The organism is Streptomyces sp. NPDC002156, assembly GCF_053593675.1.
In genome coordinates this window covers 123192-142986 of the sequence record NZ_JBSFDA010000006.1, presented here as the reverse complement: position 1 = coordinate 142986, position 19795 = coordinate 123192, and the positions used below count along the sequence as shown (strand labels likewise).

21 protein-coding genes are annotated in these 19795 nt (G+C 68.2%); 9 read left to right on the top strand and 12 right to left on the bottom strand.

Annotation, left to right across the window (positions count from 1 at the left end; all coding sequences use genetic code 11):
* The first annotated feature begins 188 nt into the window (after window positions 1-188).
* Complete coding sequence (locus ACWCRB_RS05195) at window positions 189-1319, top strand: ABC transporter substrate-binding protein (protein WP_450994721.1); 1131 nt, start codon at window positions 189-191, stop codon at window positions 1317-1319.
* Between the two features lie 25 nt (window positions 1320-1344).
* On the opposite strand, the gene ACWCRB_RS05190 is transcribed toward ACWCRB_RS05195, so the two are convergent.
* Together ACWCRB_RS05190 and ACWCRB_RS05185 are read right to left on the bottom strand one after the other, a co-directional pair.
* Window positions 1345-2274 carry an AraC family transcriptional regulator gene (locus ACWCRB_RS05190; protein ID WP_450994720.1) on the bottom strand — a complete coding sequence of 310 codons (930 nt, stop codon included), beginning with the start codon at window positions 2272-2274 and terminating at the stop codon, window positions 1345-1347.
* A gap of 208 nt (window positions 2275-2482) precedes the next feature.
* Window positions 2483-4636, bottom strand: coding sequence for an ABC transporter permease (locus ACWCRB_RS05185; protein ID WP_450994719.1), 2154 nt, complete (start codon window positions 4634-4636; stop codon window positions 2483-2485).
* Window positions 4637-5192: 556 nt separating this feature from the next.
* Here ACWCRB_RS05185 and ACWCRB_RS05180 point away from each other — a divergent pair.
* Window positions 5193-5486 (top strand): hypothetical protein, encoded by a 294-nt coding sequence (locus tag ACWCRB_RS05180; protein WP_450994718.1) that lies wholly within the window; start codon window positions 5193-5195, stop codon window positions 5484-5486.
* Window positions 5487-5553: 67 nt separating this feature from the next.
* Here the strand turns inward: ACWCRB_RS05180 and ACWCRB_RS05175 are convergent, their stop codons facing one another.
* The 8 genes from ACWCRB_RS05175 to ACWCRB_RS05140 all read right to left on the bottom strand — a co-directional run bounded on the left by ACWCRB_RS05175 (window position 5554) and on the right by ACWCRB_RS05140 (window position 11244).
* Complete coding sequence (locus tag ACWCRB_RS05175; protein WP_450994717.1) at window positions 5554-6198, bottom strand: helix-turn-helix transcriptional regulator; 645 nt, start codon at window positions 6196-6198, stop codon at window positions 5554-5556.
* A gap of 184 nt (window positions 6199-6382) precedes the next feature.
* The gene (locus tag ACWCRB_RS05170) at window positions 6383-6820 is read right to left on the bottom strand and encodes an SRPBCC family protein (RefSeq protein WP_450994716.1); all 438 of its coding nucleotides are present in this window, start codon (window positions 6818-6820) and stop codon (window positions 6383-6385) included.
* A 69-nt stretch (window positions 6821-6889) separates the two neighbouring features.
* Entirely contained in the window at window positions 6890-7291 is a 402-nt protein-coding gene (locus ACWCRB_RS05165) for a RidA family protein (protein WP_450994715.1), read from the bottom strand.
* A 29-nt stretch (window positions 7292-7320) separates the two neighbouring features.
* Window positions 7321-8064, bottom strand: a complete 744-nt coding sequence (locus tag ACWCRB_RS05160) for an SDR family oxidoreductase (RefSeq protein ID WP_450994714.1) — start codon at window positions 8062-8064, stop codon at window positions 7321-7323.
* 35 nt (window positions 8065-8099) lie between these two features.
* Entirely contained in the window at window positions 8100-9212 is a 1113-nt protein-coding gene (locus tag ACWCRB_RS05155; RefSeq protein WP_450994713.1) for an NADH:flavin oxidoreductase/NADH oxidase, read from the bottom strand.
* 179 nt (window positions 9213-9391) lie between these two features.
* Window positions 9392-10057: an NAD(P)H-binding protein gene (locus tag ACWCRB_RS05150; protein ID WP_450994712.1), complete on the bottom strand. Its 666-nt coding sequence runs from the start codon at window positions 10055-10057 to the stop codon at window positions 9392-9394.
* A gap of 34 nt (window positions 10058-10091) precedes the next feature.
* A complete protein-coding gene (locus tag ACWCRB_RS05145) occupies window positions 10092-10490 on the bottom strand; it encodes a Rid family hydrolase (RefSeq protein WP_450994711.1) in 399 nt (132 codons plus the stop codon).
* Window positions 10491-10569: 79 nt separating this feature from the next.
* Window positions 10570-11244: an SDR family oxidoreductase gene (locus ACWCRB_RS05140; RefSeq protein ID WP_450994710.1), complete on the bottom strand. Its 675-nt coding sequence runs from the start codon at window positions 11242-11244 to the stop codon at window positions 10570-10572.
* 146 nt (window positions 11245-11390) lie between these two features.
* Between ACWCRB_RS05140 and ACWCRB_RS05135 the strand changes: the two genes are divergently transcribed.
* Both ACWCRB_RS05135 and ACWCRB_RS05130 read left to right on the top strand, forming a co-directional pair.
* Window positions 11391-12041, top strand: coding sequence for a GntR family transcriptional regulator (locus ACWCRB_RS05135; RefSeq protein WP_450994725.1), 651 nt, complete (start codon window positions 11391-11393; stop codon window positions 12039-12041).
* A gap of 28 nt (window positions 12042-12069) precedes the next feature.
* Window positions 12070-12681 carry a phosphoribosylanthranilate isomerase gene (locus tag ACWCRB_RS05130; protein ID WP_450994709.1) on the top strand — a complete coding sequence of 204 codons (612 nt, stop codon included), beginning with the start codon at window positions 12070-12072 and terminating at the stop codon, window positions 12679-12681.
* Between the two features lie 192 nt (window positions 12682-12873).
* On the opposite strand, the gene ACWCRB_RS05125 is transcribed toward ACWCRB_RS05130, so the two are convergent.
* Entirely contained in the window at window positions 12874-13719 is an 846-nt protein-coding gene (locus ACWCRB_RS05125) for an LLM class F420-dependent oxidoreductase (protein ID WP_450994708.1), read from the bottom strand.
* Between the two features lie 164 nt (window positions 13720-13883).
* On the opposite strand from ACWCRB_RS05125, the gene ACWCRB_RS05120 reads away from it, so the two are divergent.
* Entirely contained in the window at window positions 13884-14825 is a 942-nt protein-coding gene (locus tag ACWCRB_RS05120) for a cupin domain-containing protein (protein WP_450994707.1), read from the top strand.
* Between the two features lie 159 nt (window positions 14826-14984).
* Here ACWCRB_RS05120 and ACWCRB_RS05115 read toward each other — a convergent pair whose 3' ends face one another.
* Window positions 14985-15956 carry an LLM class flavin-dependent oxidoreductase gene (locus tag ACWCRB_RS05115; protein ID WP_450994706.1) on the bottom strand — a complete coding sequence of 324 codons (972 nt, stop codon included), beginning with the start codon at window positions 15954-15956 and terminating at the stop codon, window positions 14985-14987.
* Between the two features lie 226 nt (window positions 15957-16182).
* Here ACWCRB_RS05115 and ACWCRB_RS05110 point away from each other — a divergent pair, with 226 nt between their 5' ends.
* The 4 genes from ACWCRB_RS05110 (at window position 16183) to ACWCRB_RS05095 (ending at window position 19774) form a co-directional block, all read left to right on the top strand.
* A complete protein-coding gene (locus ACWCRB_RS05110) occupies window positions 16183-16890 on the top strand; it encodes a TetR/AcrR family transcriptional regulator (protein WP_450994705.1) in 708 nt (235 codons plus the stop codon).
* A gap of 92 nt (window positions 16891-16982) precedes the next feature.
* Window positions 16983-17960 (top strand): VOC family protein, encoded by a 978-nt coding sequence (locus tag ACWCRB_RS05105; protein WP_450994704.1) that lies wholly within the window; start codon window positions 16983-16985, stop codon window positions 17958-17960.
* Window positions 17961-18027: 67 nt separating this feature from the next.
* Window positions 18028-18972: a cyclase family protein gene (locus ACWCRB_RS05100; RefSeq protein ID WP_450994703.1), complete on the top strand. Its 945-nt coding sequence runs from the start codon at window positions 18028-18030 to the stop codon at window positions 18970-18972.
* Window positions 18973-18988: 16 nt separating this feature from the next.
* The gene (locus ACWCRB_RS05095; protein WP_450994702.1) at window positions 18989-19774 is read left to right on the top strand and encodes an SDR family NAD(P)-dependent oxidoreductase; all 786 of its coding nucleotides are present in this window, start codon (window positions 18989-18991) and stop codon (window positions 19772-19774) included.
* Window positions 19775-19795 lie beyond the last annotated feature (21 nt).

Here is a 19795-nt window from a genome sequence, read left to right as displayed (position 1 = left end):
GGCCGCGCGTTCGGCGAGGCCGTGTTCGCGGACGTACGTCAGAGTGGCTACACGCCGGGCGGTATCACCGCCCGAGTCCTTGAATGACCAGTACGAGTCCGGAGGACACCTGGCAGCGCCGAAGAGGGCGCGTGAGGCTTCTGATCAAGGGCTGCGCAGTCATGGCAGCCGTATGGACAGGAGCTCCCTTGACCAGCAAGTCGAATCGACGTCGGCTGACCACTCTGGCCGCTGTGCTGACGGTGACCGTGACCGCGGGTGCCACCACGGCCGGCGCCCGGCCCTCCGGCGGCACAGGGAAGGCCACGTCCGAGAGCGACCAGCTTGCCGCACTGTACGAGAAGGCGAAGCACGAGGGCGGCACGCTCACCGTCTACGCGGGCGGCGACACGTTCCGCGGTCAGGACCGCGTCGTGCAGGCCTTCGAACAGCGCTTCCCCGGGCTGGACATCGACATCAAGGTCGACCTGAGCAAGGACCTGGTCCCGCGTATCGACAACGAGATCGCCCGCGGTGAGGTGAAGGCCGACATCGCCCACATCCAGCTCTCCAACGACCTTGAGCGATGGAAGAAGGAGGGCGAGCTGCTCAAGTACCGGCCGATCGGCTGGAACAGGATCTACCCGCAGTTCAAGGACGACGGCTACATCACCGGCATGGGCGTGACCGCCTTCGCCAACGTCGTCAACAAGGACCTTCAGACGAAGGGCGAGGCACCGGTCGAGGCCCTCGACTACCTCAAGCCCGAACTCAAGGACCAGCTCGTCCTGACGTACCCGAACGACGACGACGCGGTGCTGTGGCAGTTCCAGCAACTCGTGAAGACGTACGGCTGGCAGTACTTCGACCGGTTGCGCGCCCAGAACCCGCAGTGGATCCGCGGCTCCCGTCCGGCCGCCAACACCGTGGTGGCAGGCACCAAGCAGGCCACTTTCACCGCATCCAACGCGCTCAACCAGCCCGCGAACTCCACGGTCGCGTTCACCCTGCCGAAGACGGACCGCTTCCTCAGCTGGGCGCAGTCGGCGTCGATCCTCAAGCAGGCCAAGCACCCCGAGACGGCCAAGCTGTACCTGAGCTGGCTGACCTCCAAGGAGTACCAGGACACCATGGTGTCCCAGTGGTCCGTACGCTCCGACGTCCAGGCGAAGAACGGCTGGGGCACGATCTTCGACTACGAGAACACCGACCCGACCGCGTTCGCGAAGTGGCTGCGCAACCGCACCGAGGTCGAGAAGTTCCGCAACCAGATCGTCTTCTACCTCGGCGCCCCGAAGGGCGACTCCCCGACCAAGGACACCTTCCCCGACCGGCCGTGAGCCGAAGGAGACCGGGACACTCCCGTCATGTCTCCTCACGGTGGGCACGGCGGAAGTCCCCGGGCGTCGTACCGGTGTAACGGGCGAAGAACTTGCCGAAGTTGGTGGGTTCCGAGAAGCCCAACTGCTGTGAGACGAGGACGACCGGGTCGTCCGTGTGGGCGAGCAGCCGCTGCGCCTGCAGCACGACCCGGGCATTGATGACGCACTTGACCGGCTGCCCGGTGGCGGCCAGACAGACCCGGCTCAGGGTCTTCACGCTGTAACCCAGGCGGGCCGCGTAGTCCTCGGCCCGTCTGGTCGTGGCGTACGAACGTTCCAGCTCGGCGTGGAAGCGGGCGTACACCTCGCCGGCCGAGCGCGGGTCCGTCCCCGGGCGGGGCAACCGGTCGATGTGCAGCATGAGCGTGGCCAGCAGCAGTCGGAGGATCTCACGCGAGACAGTGCCCTGTGAGCTGGTGTATTCGGCGGCGAGCTGAGCCAGGAGGCCGGATACCCGGGCGTACTCCCGGCCGGTCCCCAACTGCCAGCAGACGGGCCCGAACCAGTCGGTGATCAGCCGGTCGGCGGCGCTGAAGTCGGGCGGGAAGTCGGCCGTGAAGATCAGATGCGGTCCGTTCAGCTTCGCTTCGGGGTCATTCTCGTCCGTCGTACCGAAACGTTGCGCCTGGCCCGGCCGCACCCACAGCAACGTGCCGGGGCGACAAGGGTAGTCGACGAAGTCGACGGTGTGCTCACCGCCGCCGCGCGTGACGAGGGTGATCGTGTGGAAGTCCGCGCGGTGCACGCGATGCAGCCGGCCGCCCTGAACGCGACGGCGCAGCGTGGCCAGGTCGACCATTTCGAGCCCGGGCACGGGTGCGTCCGGCGCGTTGAACCCGAACTCGGGAATCGAGTCGCTCCCTGGCGATGCGTACGGCGTCGGCGGCTGCGCCGCGTCTAACGGTATGGGCATGGATGAACTCTCCGATGTCCGACTCGGGATCAACAAGGTGGGTGTCAGACGGTCCGCCGGCACCGCCGGCCGGCAAGCAGATCGAGAAGGGACGGTACGGGTCCACAGCTGCATGCCCCGGACAACGCACGAGGCTCCCGTGCCGTTGGGGGAGGCATTCGAAGTCTCAACCCGCAGGCACAGGAGCCGCGTTGGTCACACCGGCGCCTCAGGCGATGCCGGTCCGGTCGAGGGTGGGCCCGGTCTGGCGGTCGTCCCCGGCAGGACCGCCGCCGTTCGTCCCGTCCGTGCCTCGCCTGCGGTCACGGCGGGCGATTGCCCTGTCGATCCCCAGGTGGAGCAGCAGGCACACGGCTCCCCAGGCGGCGATGGTCAGCAGGTGGCCGCCGATGCCGCTGTTGTCGAAGTAGACGGTGGCGCGGATCACGTCGACCGCGGCGGGCAGGGGCAGGACGTCGTTCAGATCGCGGAAGACCTCGGGGACCATATAGAGCGAGATGCCGCCGCCCGAGGCGGGGATCCCGATCATCAGAGCGATCACCATCACGGGGATGAGGCCGGCGATGCCGAGCGTGCGGGTGAAGACTCCGGTGAACATCGCGATGCTGAAGATCGTCAGTGCTCCGAAGCCGATCATCGCCGGGGCATGGCCGTTGATCGCGCCGATCAGGACGTCGAACAGGAACCACAGCCATACGCCCATTCCGATGGCCCAGCCGGTCACCATCGGCAGGAGTTTCCGCAGCCGCTTGATCTCCGGCGCGGCACCGCGCAGCACCGCCATGATCAGGAAGCCGGACATGATCCAGGACATGGCCGCGTACATGCTGTTGCTGCCGTTGGAGTCGGATTCGGTCAGCGGCTCGACATCGGTCAGTTTCAGCGGGGTGTGCTGGCTGGTCGCGACCTGTTGGAACATCGCCTGCAGGGCGGAGTGCTGGCTGGCACCCGCGGCCGAGGAGGTGTACAGAGTCGCCGCGCCGTCCTTCGAGGCGGGGAGTACGTACACGCCGACGACCTCTCGGTCGCGGATCTGGTCCCTTGCCTTGTCGAGGGAGGTGCTGGTGGTCAGGGCGAGCAGGTCGCCCATGCCGTCCTGGAGACCATGGGCCGCCTGGTCGGCCTGTTCCTGCGAGGCTCCGACGACCACGACGGGCATGTCGCGGACCTCTGGCTGGTGCAGGGAAGCGCTCATCAGGCCGACGACGACGGTGAGGATGGCCAGCGGGAAGGCGGCCACAGCGAAGTACCGGAACCGCTTGGAGCGCATCGGGCCGCCGGCCATCGCGGGCAGCGGAGCGTCGGGGTCTTCGGACGGCTCGTCGCCCGGGACGACGTTCCCCTTGCGGCGTTCGATCAGGACCGAGAGCGAGAGAGTGACGACGATCCAGATGGCGAGCGTCAGCAGGTGACTGCCGACTCCCCGGCCGTCGAAGTAGGTGATCGACCGCAGTGCCTCACCTGTGGCCGGCATCGGCAGTACACCGTGCAGGAAGCCGAAGAAGCCGGGCATCTGGTGGATCGACATGGCGAGGTTCGACGAGGGCACCCCGAAGACGACCCACAGCAGCATGCCGGGCACCACCGCGAGTCTGCCCAGGGTCTTGACCAGCAGCAACTGGCCGAGGGCCGCGGCGGATGTCGCGACCAGGCCGACTCCGACGAACTTCAGGTAGTTGCCGTCGAGGGCGCCCACGATGGGTCCCAGGATCAGCCAGATCAACGTGCTGGTGCCCACCGCCCAGCCCGCCAGCAGGGGCAGGAACCTGCGCAGGGCGAGCAGTTGCGGAGTCGCCCCCGTCATCGCGCTCAGCGGGACGTACCCGGCCATGATCATGCCGATCGTGGCGAACAGCATCGCGGTGCCGGAGCTGTCGCCGGACGGCAGTGGCGCGATGTCCTCGGTCCTGGTCGTCCAGTCGTGCCCCGCCGCCACCGGGGTGAGGAGTTGTTTCACCGTTCCCGCCTGTGAGGCGCCGGCCGCCTGGGCCGTGTAGACGGTCGCCTCGGTGGAGCCGTCCGCGGGGATCAGCAGGACGCCGGCCACGTCACGGTCCTTGAGCAGGTCGAGCGCCTTCGCGCGGTCGGAGACCAGCCGGGGCGCGGCGGCCCCGTCCCGAACGGACTCCAGTTCGTCGACGACGGACTGGGCCACGGCCCCGGATCCGACGACGGCGACGGGCATGTCCCGGGTCTGCGGCGAGTGCATGGTGCCCATGTACGTCGCGTACATCATCGTGACCATGAGGAACGGGATGAGGAAGATGAAGACCTTCTTGGCGATCTCCTCCTTCCGCCTGTCCGCCTCGTGCGAACCCGGCTCGCGCCCGCTCGCCACGCCGACAGGTGTCGGTGATTCCATGCTGTGCTCCTGTTCGATGTGCATCGGGCGCCAGGAGGGGTACCTGCTCCGCGATCTGCACTGCTGTGACTTCCTTCACCGCGACTGGCGGCGATCCTGCTCAGGCGCAACCGGCCCGGGACGCGGCGGATCTCATTCCAGGACCGAGGCTCGCCGACACCGATCCCGGCCGGAGGAATTCCTGCGAGATCCTCACGGCGGGCATTCCGTCTTCCGCCGCCAGTACCACCTCGGAACCACGAGTTCATTCCTCTGCGGAGTTCCAGGCTGCCGAATTATTGAACAGTCTCACGAAGTGAGCCTGTCGGAGGCTTGCGACAAGAGTCAAGGTCGGTTGGTGTGAATACTGCAAATTGACCATCTCGTTGCCGAAATACTGCAGCCGTCGTATTCAGGTCAGTCCACGAGGCTATCCGACCAGGTCACCGCCTCAATTACAGTCCGCGCCAATCGTCACCGGTATCTCGAGATCACCTTTGCCGCACCGCGGATAGAGGCAAATGACTCTATTCCTTGCCGCACCGCGCTGCAGACACTTGGATCAAGGGGGTTCGGCATGCCCACTCGCACCCCTCGCCGTCGCCCTTCACTCAAGTCCGGCATCGGTTTCGGTATAAGTACCGGTACTGCTTCAGTCAACAGCGCGTGGAAAGTGCAGATCATCAACGCCAATATCCCCTCGGGAACTGGCAGTGTGAAGCTCGAAATCCCAGCCTCGGGAGCCAGCGCCTGCGCGAAGCTCAACACCAGCTCGAAAACCACCGATACAGGGACGGTCATCCACGCGGACGTCACCTGGAACCTGAGTACTGGTTCCAGGCAGATGACGACGTCCGCGAGAACAACCTGAACTGCACGACTGTCGCACGCGGAGTTGCCAAGGCCGAGCACGCTTTCCGCTTCTGCAGCTGAACAACTCAGCGACCGCGAGGCCCTGTGGCTGCCGGCTGTCCGACCCAGTGCAGGACTGCCTCCGACTGGCGGCGCACGCCGAGCTTCGAGTAGATGCGGCTCAGATAGTTCCTGACCGTCTTGTCCGTGAGGAACATCTCCTGGGCGACCTCACGGACCCCGAGTCCCGCAACGAGCAGATCCATGACCTGCCGCTCACGCGGGGACAGTCGAGGAAGCCGGTCCGGTGACACCGCCCCGGGTCTGCCGTGCGGCACCTTCGGCTCCGCACGATCTGTCTCCGCGTCCCCACGCGCCCTGCACGCGACTCTGACCTGTTCGGCGGCGACCACCGGGTCCAGGATGCTGGCCCCCCGGGACGCGCACAACAGTGCCTCGGCGAGCAGGAACACATACTGGTTCTCCAGCAGATAACCGACAGCCCCGTGGTGCAGCGCCAGGGACACATCGTCCCAGTCGAGTCTGGGCGCGAGGACCACTGCGGGCGGCAGTCCGCCTTCGGTCTCGGCCGAGAAACGGCGCACACTCTGCCCCATGCAGTCCCCGTAGAACAGCACGACGTCGTCACTCGGGCGGATCTCGTGCGGTTCACGGACCAGCCGGGCGCACACCCCGGTGAGGTGGATCGGCCTGCGCCCCTGCGGGTTCACCAGGGCGACCGACAACGATCGCGCGGGGGATACACCCGATCGGGCAACGAAGTGACAACACACAACGGCTCCATGTGGGAGGAACTTTCAGCGGACGTCGCGTTGAGGACGTGTTGGAAGGCTTCGTGGATCTGGTCGGCACGAGCGAATGGTGCTGATGGGGTGGGGAGCCAGGAGGTCCCGGTCAGTGCACGGTCTTGTGCAGGGCTGCGATCGCGGGGGCGTAGGCCCCTTCGGTGATGGCGGCGACGGCCTCGTCGGGGGTGTGCCCGTCGGCGGCGTCGAAGGTCGCGGACCAGGTGAGGAAGGCTCCACCGCTGTCGGCGACGGGCCAGACCTGCAGGGTCGAGCGGTAGCCGCGCACCGGCAGGGGCGAGTCGATGATCTCGTACGTCAGAGAGTGGCGCGCGTCGTCGAGAGCCACGAGCCGCTCCCGGAACGTACTGCCGTCGGCGCCGGTGAGGACACGCACCGCGCCCGGCGCGAACTCGCCCTCGCCTTCCACGAGTTCGCTGGACCGGATGGCCGGGTGCCAGGTGGGCAGACCGTTGAACTGCCGTATGACAGACCACAGTTCATCTGCGGAGCTGGTGAACACGGAACTCCAATAGGCCTCAGCCATGACTACTCCTGGGAACTGTTCGGGTGGGCGACAGCACCCTGGGGGTGCCGTCGCCGGCTGGCGGTGTCCTCAGGCGGGCAGGCGCGTGTCGAGGACGAAGCTGATCTCGATGAGCTGGCCCGGGAAGAACAGCGAAGCGACGCCCACCGTGCTGCTGGTCGGGCGGTGGGCGCCGAAGTAGGCGAGGTTGGCGGCGGCCATGGCCATGTTGTGTTCGGGCAGGTTCACCACGAACTGGGTCTCGGAGATGACCTGGTTGCGGGTGGCGCCGTAGTGGGCCAGGACCTTCTCGAAGTTGGCGTACACCTGCTTCAGCTGGGCGTCGAAGTCGTCCGGGTGGAGGAATTCGCCCTTCTCGTCGTGGGAGAGCTGGCCGGAGACGTAGATGGTGTCGCCGGACCTGATGGCCTGGGCGAAGCCGAACTCGTCCTCGCCGGAGACGTTGTGGCTGAAGGAGTCGATGGTGGTCATGGTGTTGCTCCTGTTATTGGGGGGTTCGGTTACCAGTTCTGGCGGGTGGGGGAGATGATCAGGTCGTTGACGGTGACGTCGGCCGGCTGGTCGAGGGCGTAGACGACGGCGTCGGCGACGCTCTCGGGGCTGATGGCGATCTCGTTGAGTTCTTTGGCGGCCTGCCTGCCCACGGGGTCGGTGACCTTGTCGGCCCAGCCGGTGTCGATGACGCCGGGGCTGATGGTGCTGGCCTTGATGCCTTCGCGGACGCCGAGTTCCCTGCGCATGCTCTCGGTGACGGCCTGGACGAAGAACTTCGTGGCGCAGTAGACACCGGCGCCGTCCCCGACCTGGTGGCCGGCCACGGAGTCCATGTTCAGGATGTGGCCGGAGTTCTGCCGGAGCATCACGGGCAGGACCGCGTGGATGGCGTTGAGGTAGCCCCGGATGTTGACCTCGATCATCCGGTTCCAGTCGTCGAGCGCACGGTCCTTCCAGAACGAGAACAGCATCAGGCCCGCGTTGTTGACCAGGACGTCGATGCCGCCGTAGGTGTCGACCGCGAAGTCGGCCAGCGCCTGGACCGCGTCGGCGTCCGTCACGTCGGTGACCCTGGCCGTGACGGTGCCGCCGGCCTTGTGGATGTCCGCGACCAGCTTGTCGAGCCCGTCCTGGTCGCGGGCGGCGGCGACGATTTTGGCGCCACGCGCCGCGAGAGCCTTGGCGGAGGCGGCGCCGATGCCGGAGGAGGCGCCGGTGATGACGACGACCTTGCCTTCGAGGTGGTTCATGAAGGGTGTCCTTTCAGGTGGTCCGGGGGCGAAGGTCAGCGCTTGGTGCGGCGTCGTACGACGTAGGCGTACTGGTCCGGCCAGCGGGTCTCGGCGCCGAGTTCGAGCGCGGCGTGCTGCGGCCAGTAGGGATCGCGGAGCAGTTCGCGGGCGAGCAGGACGGCGTCGGCCTGTCCGCCGACGACGATCTCCTCGGCGTGGCGCGGGTCGGTGATCATGCCCACGGCGCCGGTGGCAAGGCCGGTCGCGGTGCGGGCCTGGGCTGCGAAGGGGACCTGGTAGCCGGGCCCGGTGAGGATGCGGGCGTCCGGGACCATGCCGCCGGAGGACACGTCGAGCAGGTCCACGCCGTGCGCCTGGAGCTCCTTGGCGAGGCGGACGGTGTCGTCGCCGGTCCAGCCCTCACGGTCGTCCTCGGCGTTCTCGGTCAGCCAGTCGGTGGCCGAGGTGCGGAAGAAGACCGGCAGTTCGTCGGGCCACACGGCGCGCACGGCGTCGACGACTTCGAGGGCGAAGCGGATGCGGTTGTCGAAGCTGCCGCCGTAGGCGTCGGTGCGGTGGTTGGAGGCCGGGGACAGGAAGGAGTTGATCAGGTAGCCGTGGGCGCCGTGCACTTCCGCGACCTGGAAACCGGCAGCCAGCGCGCGCTCGGCCGAGGCGGCGAAGTCCCGTACCAGCTGCTGGATCTCGTCGACGGTCAGCTCGTGCGGAACGGGCAGCCCGTCGAAGGCGACAGCGCTGGGCGCCACGGCCCGGTAGCCGCCCTCCGCCTCGGGCAGGTACCGGTCGCTGAGCCAGGGCTTGTCGACCGACGCCTTGCGGCCTGCGTGGGCGAGCTGGACGGCCGGGACCGAACCATGGGCCTTGACGGCCGCGGTGACCCGGGCGAACGCCTCCTGCTGGCGGTCGTTCCACAGACCGAGGTCCCACGGGCTGATACGCCCATCGGGACGGACACCGGTGGCCTCGGCCATCACCAGCCCGGCACCACCGGCCGCCCGCGAGGCGAGGTGGGTGAGGTGGAAGTCGGTCGGTGCACCGGTGTCCGGCCCGTCGGAGGCGGCGGAGTACATGCACATCGGGGACATCCAGACCCGGTTGGGTATCTCGAGCGACCGCAGGGTCAGCGGGGTGAACAAGGCGCTCACGGGTGGTTCTCCTCAGGGTGGGGGGCTTGCTCGGCCACGGACGGTGGCCTGCCTTTCGGGTGTTGTGGGGGGTGTGCAAGGTTCTGCGTTCGGCCGCCGGGTGTACCGAGGTGTGTCGGCCGTGTCGCTGTGGGCACCGCCCGCCGCGAGTGGGCAAGTGAGCGCGGCGGGCGGCTCGTTCAGCGCGGGGCGAGAGCCCGTACGGCGTCCGCGATCAGCGTGCCTCCCGCGATGACCTCGAGCGTCCGGCCCTCGCTGCCGGGTGCGTCGAGCAGGGCGAGCAGTACGGCGGCCACGTCCTCGCGGGTGATGCCGCCGGCGTCGGTGACATCGGCGAGCGTCACCCGGCCGGTGGCCTCGGCATCCATGAGCAGCCCGGGTCGTACGACCGTCACGGCCAGCGCGGTTCGGGCGCGCACCGCTTCCTCGGCGGCGGCCTTGGCGCGCAGGTAGGCGCGGAAGACCGCGTCGGGGGCGTCGTCCCGTGCCCGCAGGTCGGCGCCCATCGCGGAGATCAGCAGGTAGCGCCGTACTCCAGCGGCCTCGGCGGCGTCCGCCAGCAGGATCGCTGCATCGCGGTCGACGCTCTCCTTGCGCGCGGCTGCGCTGCCTGCTCCGGCTCCCGCCGCGAACACCACGGCGTCCGCGCCGTCCAGGTGCTTCGCGACGTCCTCGGCCGAGGCGCTCTCCAAGTCCACGACCAGGGCTTCCGCGCCTGCCACCGCCAGGCTCCTGGCCTGGTCCGGGTTACGGATCAGGCCGGCGACGGAATCCCCCCGCGTGGACAGGAGTCTTTCCAGGATGAGGGCGATCCTGCCGTGCCCTCCGGCGATGACAACACGCATGTGTCCGGCTCCTCCTGACTCTCCTCGCCTGATGTCAGGCGTCGGCACGCAGGTCGACGACGACGTTGATCTCGAAGAGCTGGCCGGGGAAGACCAGTCCGCCGACGCTCAGGCCGGTGGTGGCGGGACGGTGGTCGCCGAAGTACCCCACGTGGGCGGCGGCGAGGGCGTCGACGTACTGGCTCAGGTTCACGACGAAGATCGTGTCCTGCACGATCTGCCTGCGGGTGGCGCCGAAGTTGGCCAGGACCTTGTCGAGGTTGGCGAAGGACTGCTTGGCCTGGGCCTCGAAGTCACCGGCGTGGAGGAAGGTGCCGTCCTCGTCGTACGAGAGCTGGCCTGCGACGTAGATCGTGTCGCCGACCTTGACCGCCTGGGAGTAGCCGAAGACCTGCTCCGCACCGATGTCGAAACTGAAGGACTGGGTTGTCATGGTCTTTCTCCTCTTGATTCTTGGTTCTTGATCCGGGTGATCGGGTGGGGATACCGGGGGCCGTGCGGACACCCGGGGTTCAGGGAGCGCGTCGGCCGGTCGTCGAGGTCACGAGCTCGGCGACCGCGTCGGCGACGGGGGTCTCGCCGCCGGTGAGCTCGACGATGACGTGGTTCAGGTCGGGCTCGTGGAGGGCGGCGTCGATGAACGCCGCGACGTCGTCGCGGTGCACGTCGCCGTACTCGATGGCCTGGCCCGCGGTGACGCGGCCGGTGCCGGGCTGGTCGAGGAGCGTGCCGGGGCGGACGATGACCCAGTCGAGGCTGGTGCGGGTGAGGTACACGTCGGCGGTCTTCTTGACCCGCATGTAGTGCTCGAAGCCCTCGCCGGCCTCGCCGCCGCGCAGGGCGTCCGGGAAGACGGAGACGAGCACGAACTGCGGGACCCCGGCACGGACGGCCGCGTCAGCGGCCTTCTCCAAGCCCTTGCCGTCGATCAGGGTCGTCTGCTCCCGGCCGGTGCCGTGGGCGCCGGCCGAGAACACCACGGCATCGTGACCGACGAACTTCTGCGCCAGCTCCTCGACGGAGTCCTCGATGAGGTCCCCGAGGAGCGGACCCGCGCCGGTGGCGCGCACGGTGTCGGCCTGGGCGGGGTTGCGGTGCATACCGGTGACCGCGTCACCGCGGTCGGTGAGCAGGCGGGTGAGCCTGCTCCCGATACCGCCGGCCGCACCGATCTGGAACACCTTCATGAGGGACCACCTCTCTTGGACTCGGACCTTCTGACCTCGGGTCTTCTGGGCCCTGGAGTACTTGTCCCAATGTTGACATTGGGACAACGACTGAATGTTAACATTAGAACATCGAGGAGGTAGAAATCATGAGAAGCCAGGGCGGGGTGGCCCCCGCACGGCGCAGGGGTCTGGCCGACGAGGTCGCGGACCGTATCCGGGAGGCGATCTTCAGCGGGGCCTATGCCCCCGGTGCGCAGCTGCGTGAGGTGGAGTTGTCGGGCGCGCTGGATGTCAGCCGCGGTCCGGTGCGCGAGGCGTTGCGGCTGCTGGAGCGTGAGGGCCTGGTGCACTGTGCGTGGCACCGCGGCACCACGGTGACGGCGCTGTCCGCCGAGGACATCGCGGAGCTGGACAGCCTGCGCGGTGCGCTGGAAGAGCTTGCCGTGCGGCAGGTGATCGCCCACGCGTCCGACGAGGACCTGGCCGCCGTCGAAAAGGCGGCGGGCCTCATGGAGCGCACCACGGACGAGCACGAAATGGTGCGCCTGGACATCGCCTTCCACGACGCCGTCTTCGCCGCCGCCGGACATCTGCGGCTGCAGGACGCGTGGGAGGCCATCCGCTGCCAGGTCCACCTGTTCCTGCTGACCCGGATCACCCACAGCACCGAGGGCTACCTCGCGCGCATCCCGGAGGAGCACCGCGAGCTCGTCGCCGTCCTGCGCGCCCGCGACACCGACGCGGCTCTCAGGCTCTTCGCCGCACATCGCCGGCTCGCCGTCGACGTGGTCGCCGGAACCATCACCCCGAACTGACCGACGGACGCCGCATTGGAGCACCATTTTGAGCAACTCCCTGTTCGTCAAGATCTGTGGCCTGAAAACCGAGAGGGACGTCGACACGGCCGTCGCCGCGGGTGCCGATGCCATCGGGTTCGTCCTCTCGGACAGTCCGCGCCGCATCGACGCGGCAACGGCGGCCAAGTTGTGCGGTCGCGTACCGGAGAACGTCCTGACCGTCGGCGTCTTCCGAAACGAGACGCTCCAGGACGTACGGTCCCTGGCCGGCGACGCGGGAATCCGCGCCGTCCAACTACACGGTCCGGAGGACCGCGGCTTTTACGACGGTCTGGCTTCAGGCGGATGGACACTGATCCGCGCCACGGCGTTCGGCGACCCCGTGCCGCGCTATGGAGAGATGGGCGAGGAGATCCTCCTTCTTGACGCCCCCGTCGCGGGCTCCGGCGTCACCTGGGACTGGACCAGGAAGCCTCTGGTCGGCCCCGGGGAGAAGTGGCTTCTCGCCGGTGGCCTCACCCCGGGCAACGTGCGGAACGCCATCGACGCCACTCGGCCCTGGGGCGTCGACGTGTCCAGCGGCATCGAGCAGAGCCGGGGAGTCAAGGACCCCGCGCTGATCACCGCGTTCATCGAAGCCGCCCGCGCCCGGTCCTGAACGGTCGGACGCGGCAGTCGGACGCAACGCACGGCTCTTCACCCGTACGACGCCGAGCCCGTCGACCGCCGATCGCATGCCGCGGTCTCCGCTCCGAACCAGATCTTGCTCATGGTGCTTCTCCGTTTTTGATGGTGCTGACGTTCAAGAACCCGACGGCTGAGCCGGGCGGGATTCCGGTCGGCTGTGCGGTCAGTCCTGGAAGGTGGCGACCAGCGGTGCGATCCCGTCCAGGAAGCGGCGTACGGTGTCGGCGTCCGCCGGAGGCGCGTACAGCACCGCGCGGTTCACGCCGATCTCCCGCAGCTGGGCCAGGTGCGTGGCCTCGGCTGGGGCGCCGAAGACGGTCACCGGCACTTCGGCGGTCCGTCCGGCCTCGAATGCCGCCTTGCGCAGCTTGGTGATGCGGTCGGCCAGCTCGGCCACGGGCAGTCCGGCGTGCGGCATCCATTCGTCGCCGAAGTCGAGCACCCGGGCGGTCGCGCGGGGGCCGGAGCCGCCCACCAGTACCGGCGGGCCGGACGGCCGGTGCGGCTTGGGCCAGGACCACAGCGGTCCGAACCGCACGTGCTCGCCGTGGAACTCGGCGATGTCCTTCTCCCAGATCTCGCGCATCGCCTTCACCCGCTCGGCCGTCACGCTCCAGCGGCGTGCAGGGTCGGTGCCGTGGTTGGCGATCTCCTCGCTGATCCAGCCGGCGCCCACCCCGAACAGCACCCGTCCGCCCGACAGGGCGTCCAGACTGGCCAGCGCCTTGGCGGTGACGATCGGATCGCGCTGGGGCACAAGGGCGATACCGGAGCCGACGAGCAGGTTGCGGGTGGCGGCTGCGGCGTAGGTGAGGGCCACGAAAAGGTCGTACATGTGAGAGAAGTGCGCGGGCAGCTCGCCCACCTCGGCGCGGGTGCGCTCGGTGGCGGGCAGATGGGTGTGCTCGGTAAGGAACAACGACTCGAACCCGCGCTCCTCGACCGCCACGGCCAGTTCGTCGGGGCGGACGGCGAAGTCCGCGGGGAACATGGCGATGCCGAGCTTCATGGCTTTCTCCTGGTCGGACGGCGACCGCGCGCCGTTCTGAAGTCGTCGTTCTCCCTCGACCCTATGTAGCGATCACAAGAGCATCCATGACAGAAAGGATCAGAAATTTGCCTCAGAGTCTCACCTTCGGATCCTCAGGGTTATTCCGCGGCTAGGGTGCGGGCATGGATGTGCTCGCTGACGTACTGGCCGCCACCGGCCTCAAGGGCGTGCTGCTCGGGCAGCTGCGTTCTCTCGGCTCCGGCTGGGGCTGCGCCCTGGAACAGCTCGACACCGCGGGCTTCCACCTGATCGCCGAGGGTGCCTGCTGGCTGCAGATCGCCGATGCACCACCGATGCAGCTGGTGTCCGGGGACGTGGTGCTGCTGCCGCGCGGTACACCGCACACGCTCATCGGGGCGCCCGACGAGGACGCCCTGCCCTACGCGGAGCTGAAGGCCGCCCACCCGCCGGACCGCAGCGGCGTGCTCAACCTCGGCGGCAACGGTCCGGTCGTCCGGGTGGTGTGCGGGCAGTTCCACTACGCCGGCAGCACCGACGGCCATCCGGTCCTGTCAGCGCTGCCCGAGATCATCCACGTGCCCGGTATGAGCGCGGACCCGCAACTGCAGGGCGTCATACGGATCCTGGCCGCCGAGACGCGGAACGGGCAGCCCGGATCGCGAGCGGTGGCGACACGCCTGACCGAGGTGCTGTTCGTGCTGACGGTCCGCGCCTGGCTCGAACGGGCCGGCAGCGCCGACGAGACGGGGCCGTCATGGCTGACGGCCCTGCGCGACCCGCGCATCGGCACCGCCCTGTCACTGATGCACGAGGAGCCGCAACGCGACTGGACGGTGGCGAGCCTGGCCCACACCGTCGCGATGTCCCGTCCGGCCTTCGCCCGCCAGTTCAAGGCCGTGGTCGGCCTCACCCCGCTGGCCTACCTGTCCCGCGTACGCATCGACCTGGCCGCCCGCCTGCTGCGCGACACCGCCGACCCGGTCGGCGAGATCGCCCAAGCCGTCGGCTACAGCTCCGAGTTCGCCTTCTCCCGGGCCTTCTCCCGAGAACACGGCATCGCGCCCGGCCGCTACCGGCGCAGCACGTTGGCGGCACGCTCGTAACGGCCGTCGCACCTCCAGCCGGCCGAGACCTGCCCGCGGACGCACACCGCAATAGTGCGGGGCGCCGGTCTCGACCCCGAGCAACTCCCTTGCCGCGTCCGGGCGTTGTGAGAAACACCCGGCATGACGTGGAAGCGCACGGAAGCGCGCTCCCGCAGGCTAGGCGAAGGCGGGCAGCACCTCGCGCTCAAAGAGGCGCAGGCTCGACCAGGCCAACTCCATCGGCATCCCCCCGCACAGCGGATGGAACTGGACGAACGGGAACGTCGACGCCTTCTGCTCCGCCACGAACCGATCGGGCGTCAGCACCCGGTACTGGCCGGTGGCCCGCAACTCTGCGCTGTCAACGACGGTGCGGAACGGCGCGGCCGCATTGCTCCGGGCCTGCCAGGCACCGTAGGCGTTCGTCTCGTGCAGGAAGAACGGCGCCATCTGCTCCCACCCCTTCTCGGGGTCCTCGGCGAGCGCCACGACGCGGTTCTCGCCGATGGGACTGGGGCCGGGGTCGGGCCGGCCCAGCCGCTGGACCTCGTCCCGGTAGAACTCCCACACCTCGGGTACCGAGGGGACGAACCCGTCCGCGATACGGGCGGCCCGCCGTGCGGCCGGCTCGCTGCTGCCACCCAGCAGGACGCTCGGCCCACCCGGGCGGAACGGCGCGGGCGTCAGGTGCACCGTGCGGCCCCGGTAGGCGAACGGCTTCCCGGCGAACGCCGCTTTGAGGGTGCTCACCGCCTCGGTCACGCGCCTCGCCCGCTCGCCCATCGGGACGTCGAACATGGCGAACTCCTCGTCCACGTAGCCGCCGGCGGCAATCAGGTCGACCCGTCCCCGGCTCAGGTTGTCGAGCACGATCATGTCCTCGGCCAGGCGCAGCGGGTCGTGGAACGGAGCGATCAGCGCGGCTATGAGAAAGCGGACATCGCTCGTGCGGGCCGCCATCGCCGCGAGCATCGGGATCGGGCTGGGGAGATACCCGTCCGGTGAGCCGTGATGCTCGGAGACGGTGATCCTCACGCACCCGAGCCGGTCGGCCCATTCGGCCATGTCGAGGGCCGCCGCATAGCGGTCAGCCATGGTCGTGCCCGACATCACCGGATTGCGGAAGTCGAAGCGCAGGGCAAACTTCATGGCTCGACGATACCAGTGATGTTCTCAAAATAGAGAAGGTCATTCTCATTTATGGCATCGAGGACTCAAACATGCCGATCGACGCCAGGTCGACGCCGCAGCGAGCTCGGTAACTCGGCCTTCTTAGATTTAAGACAGTTGACTTCACTGGAGCGGAGTGCTTCGCTGTCGACAGGTGAGAATATCGTTCTCGCTCACGGGTTGTGTGATTTCCCAAGGGGCTTGTGTGGTCACTCCACCGTCATCGATCCGGGAACAGATCATTCGCACCGCGGAGCGTCTGTTCGCCGAGCGCGGTGTGGACGGAGTGTCGTTGCGGCAGATCGGCGTGGAGGCGGGCAATGGCAACAACTCCGCCGTGCAGTACCACTTCGGGTCGAAGGCTCGGCTGGTCCAGGCGATCTTCGAGTACCGCCTGCCCTACCTGCACCAGCGGCGCAGGACGCTGGTCGCGCTGCGGCGCCCGGCCGACCTCAGGTCGTGGGTCGAGTGCTACGTACTGCCCGTCCTTGAACTGGGCGAGCACGGGGCGGGCAGATATCTGGGTTTCGTCGCGATGCTGCAGCGACACGGCCACCTGAGTTTCCCGGAGATGCTGCGGCGCCCCGGCCAGGAGGGCGTCGCCGACGGGATGGACGAGGAGCACCTGGAGAGCGCGCAGCAGTTCCGGGAGCGGATGGGTCTCTACATGACGCATGTTCCCGAACCCCTGCGGACCCACCGGATCGCCCAGTCGATGACGTTCGGCGTGCACGCCGGGGCCGAGCGTGAGCTGGTGCGGGCCGGCGGTGGGGATGTACTGCCGTTCGCCGTACACGTCGTGGATCTGATCGACGGCCTGACCGCGTTTCTCGGGGCTCCGGTGTCGCCGGCTGCGCTCACAGCACTGGAGGGCGCCGAATTCGGCGGGTCGGCCTGGCCGCTGGTGCCGTAGGACGAGCTGAACAGGGGCCGGGGATCCCGACTCCACCGTGCAGGGTCAACCCTCGATGCGGCCATGGCCACATCGAGGAGAAGGAGGAGAACGTGACGGCCGAAGACGGCGCCGCCTCGACGGAGAGCGGCGACACGAAGCACGACCATCGAGTGACGATGATGTACCACCCCAGCCACCATGTCCTCGATCTTGGTGACGCCGAACGCTGGTTCGAGCGCGTTTTCGGGCGCACGAGCACGTCCATCGCCACGGTGCTGGGCGAAGCCCCGGCAGGGTCCGGAAGGCGGAACGACTACTCCACCTTCACGCCGATCAGCGACGTCCTCTTCGACACCATCGATCCCCAGCGGTACATCCTGGGTGACGTGCAGCGCTACCCCTCGGTGGAGCAGCCGCATCTGAAGGGCTTCGGCTGGTACGTGGACGGGGTCGCCGATCTCTACCGCGAGTTGAGAAGCCGTGGCTTCCGGATCGTCAGCCAGCTCGACGAGGTCGCCGAAGGCGACGACCCTCCTACCGCTGGTCCGATGCCGTTGTTCTTCACGGTCGCCGAGGATGCCGGGCTGCGGTACGAGTTCGTGCCACCCATTCCGTTCCCACTCGATCCGCGGGTCGAGCCCGACTGGGTCCTGCCCGCGGTCTCCGAGGACGACCCGCTCGGGATCGAGTGCTGCTCCCACCACACCGTGCTCACCGACCGGCCCGAACGGGCACTGCGTCTCTTCGTCGAGGTGCTCGGCGGCACCGTGATCCACGAGGGACGGGACGACGTCATCGGGGCCACGAGCATCTACGTCCACCTCGCCGACGCCGTCTACGAACTCGCCACCCCCGACGAGGGCACCGCGGCACACCTCGACTGGGCAGCGAGCGCCCCGCAGGACACGTACCACGCGATCGCGTTCAAGGTCGTCGATCTGGACCGCGCGGAACGCCACCTGAGGGCTCAGGGCGTGGGCATCGCCACCCGCACCGACGACGCCGTCGTCACCAGCCCCGCCAGCAGCCTCGGCGTGCCGTGGCGTTTCGTCACGGCGCTGACGCCGGGAGACCCGCGCGTCCATTGACCACCACTGCTGCCCGGTCGCCGAGGCCGGGTCGGACCGAACAACGCCGTTTGGAAAGAGAGCCGTTATGAGCGATACGACCATCACCACCAGCTGGCCGCACCACGAACTCGGAAAGACCCTCAGCAACTGGGGACGCTGGGGCGACGACGACGAAATCGGCACCCTCAACTTCGTCACGCCCGAGAAGCGGGTGCAGGCCGCCCAACTGGTCAGGACCGGCAAGACGTTCGACCTCGGGATGCCGTTCGACAAGAACGGGCCGTTCCCCGCGGGTGGGTTCCGGGTGAATCCGATCCATGTCATGACCCTCCTGCCGTCCGACACCCAGCAGTCCCCCGACGGGCTCATATCCGCGGACGACATGGTCATCACCGGTCTGCAGTCGGCGACCCAGTGGGACGGTCTCGCGCACGTGGGCTACGGCGGCACCTTCTACAACGGTGTGCCGGCGGCCGTGGTCAACAACTTCACCGGCGCGGCCAAGATCGACTTCCCCAAGGTCATAGACCGTCTCGTCTCGCGCGGGGTACTGCTGGACATCGCGGGCCTCAAGGGCGTCGACCGTCTGCCGGACTCCTACGAAGTCACCGCCGCGGACCTCTCGGCCGCCGAGGAACGCCAAGGCGTGCGGGTCGGATCGGGCGACATCCTGCTCCTGCGGACCGGGTGGTACCAGTGGTTCCTGGAGGGCGACCGTGAGCACTTCCTCGGCAACGCCTCCGGCCCCGGCCTCGACAGCTGCCGTTGGCTGTACGAGCGGGAGATCGCGGCCCTCGCGGTCGACAACTGGTCCGGAGAGGTGTGGCCGAGCACCGTGCCGAACGCGACCATCCCGTTCCACCAGGTGGTGATCCGTGACATGGGTCTGACCCTGGGCGAGATGTTCAACCTGGAGGATCTGGCAGCCGACTGCGAGCAGGACGGCGTCTGGGAGTTCCTGCTGTGCGCTCCGGGCCTCAAGGTGACCGGCGCGGTCGGCTCCCCCGTCACTCCGCTGGCACTGAAGTGAGCGGGCCGACCCCGCCATGAGCAAGTCGGACGAGCTTCTTTCGCTCAAGGGCAGGACGGCGCTCATCACCGCCGGTGCCTCGGGTATCGGCCGCGCTGCGGCTCTGTTGTTCGCAGCCCACGGCGCCCATGTCATCGTGGCCGACATCGACGCCGCGCGCTGCGAGGAGACGGTCGCCGAGATCGGCCGGCAAGGAGGTTCGGGAGAAGCGCACGCAGTCGACCTGGGCGACCAGCAGGCACTGGACGCGTTCCTCGACTCCGTGCAGGCCGGTCATGAGGTCCTGGACGTGCTGTTCAACCACGCCGGCATCACGGGGCCGCCCGGCCTCGACTTCGACGCGGAGAGCTGGCGCGCCTGCATGACGCTCAACACCTGGGTACCGATGGTGATGACACAGCAACTGCTGCCGAGCCTACGGCGATCGCAGGCGGCGTCGATCATCTTCACCGCCTCGACCGCAGGGATCGTGGGCGTGCCCGGCCTGCCCGTCTACGCCGCGTCCAAGGGAGCGGTCATCCAGTTCATGAAGTCGGTCGCGTTGACGCTCGCCCCCGAAGGAATCCGGGCCAACGCAATCTGTCCCGGAGGCACCGACACCGCGGGGTTGAGAGCGGCCTTCCAGGAAGGAACCATCGAGTCTTCGCTCGCAGCCATCTCCGCCATGGTCCCGCTGGGCCGGCTGGCGGATCCCCTCGACATCGCAAAGGCAGCGCTCTTTCTCGCCGCGGACACGTCCAGATACATGACGGGTACGGTGATCCCCGTCGACGGCGGAGCCACCGTCGGCGCAAGGTCGTAGGTTTACGGCGGCCGATCCGCC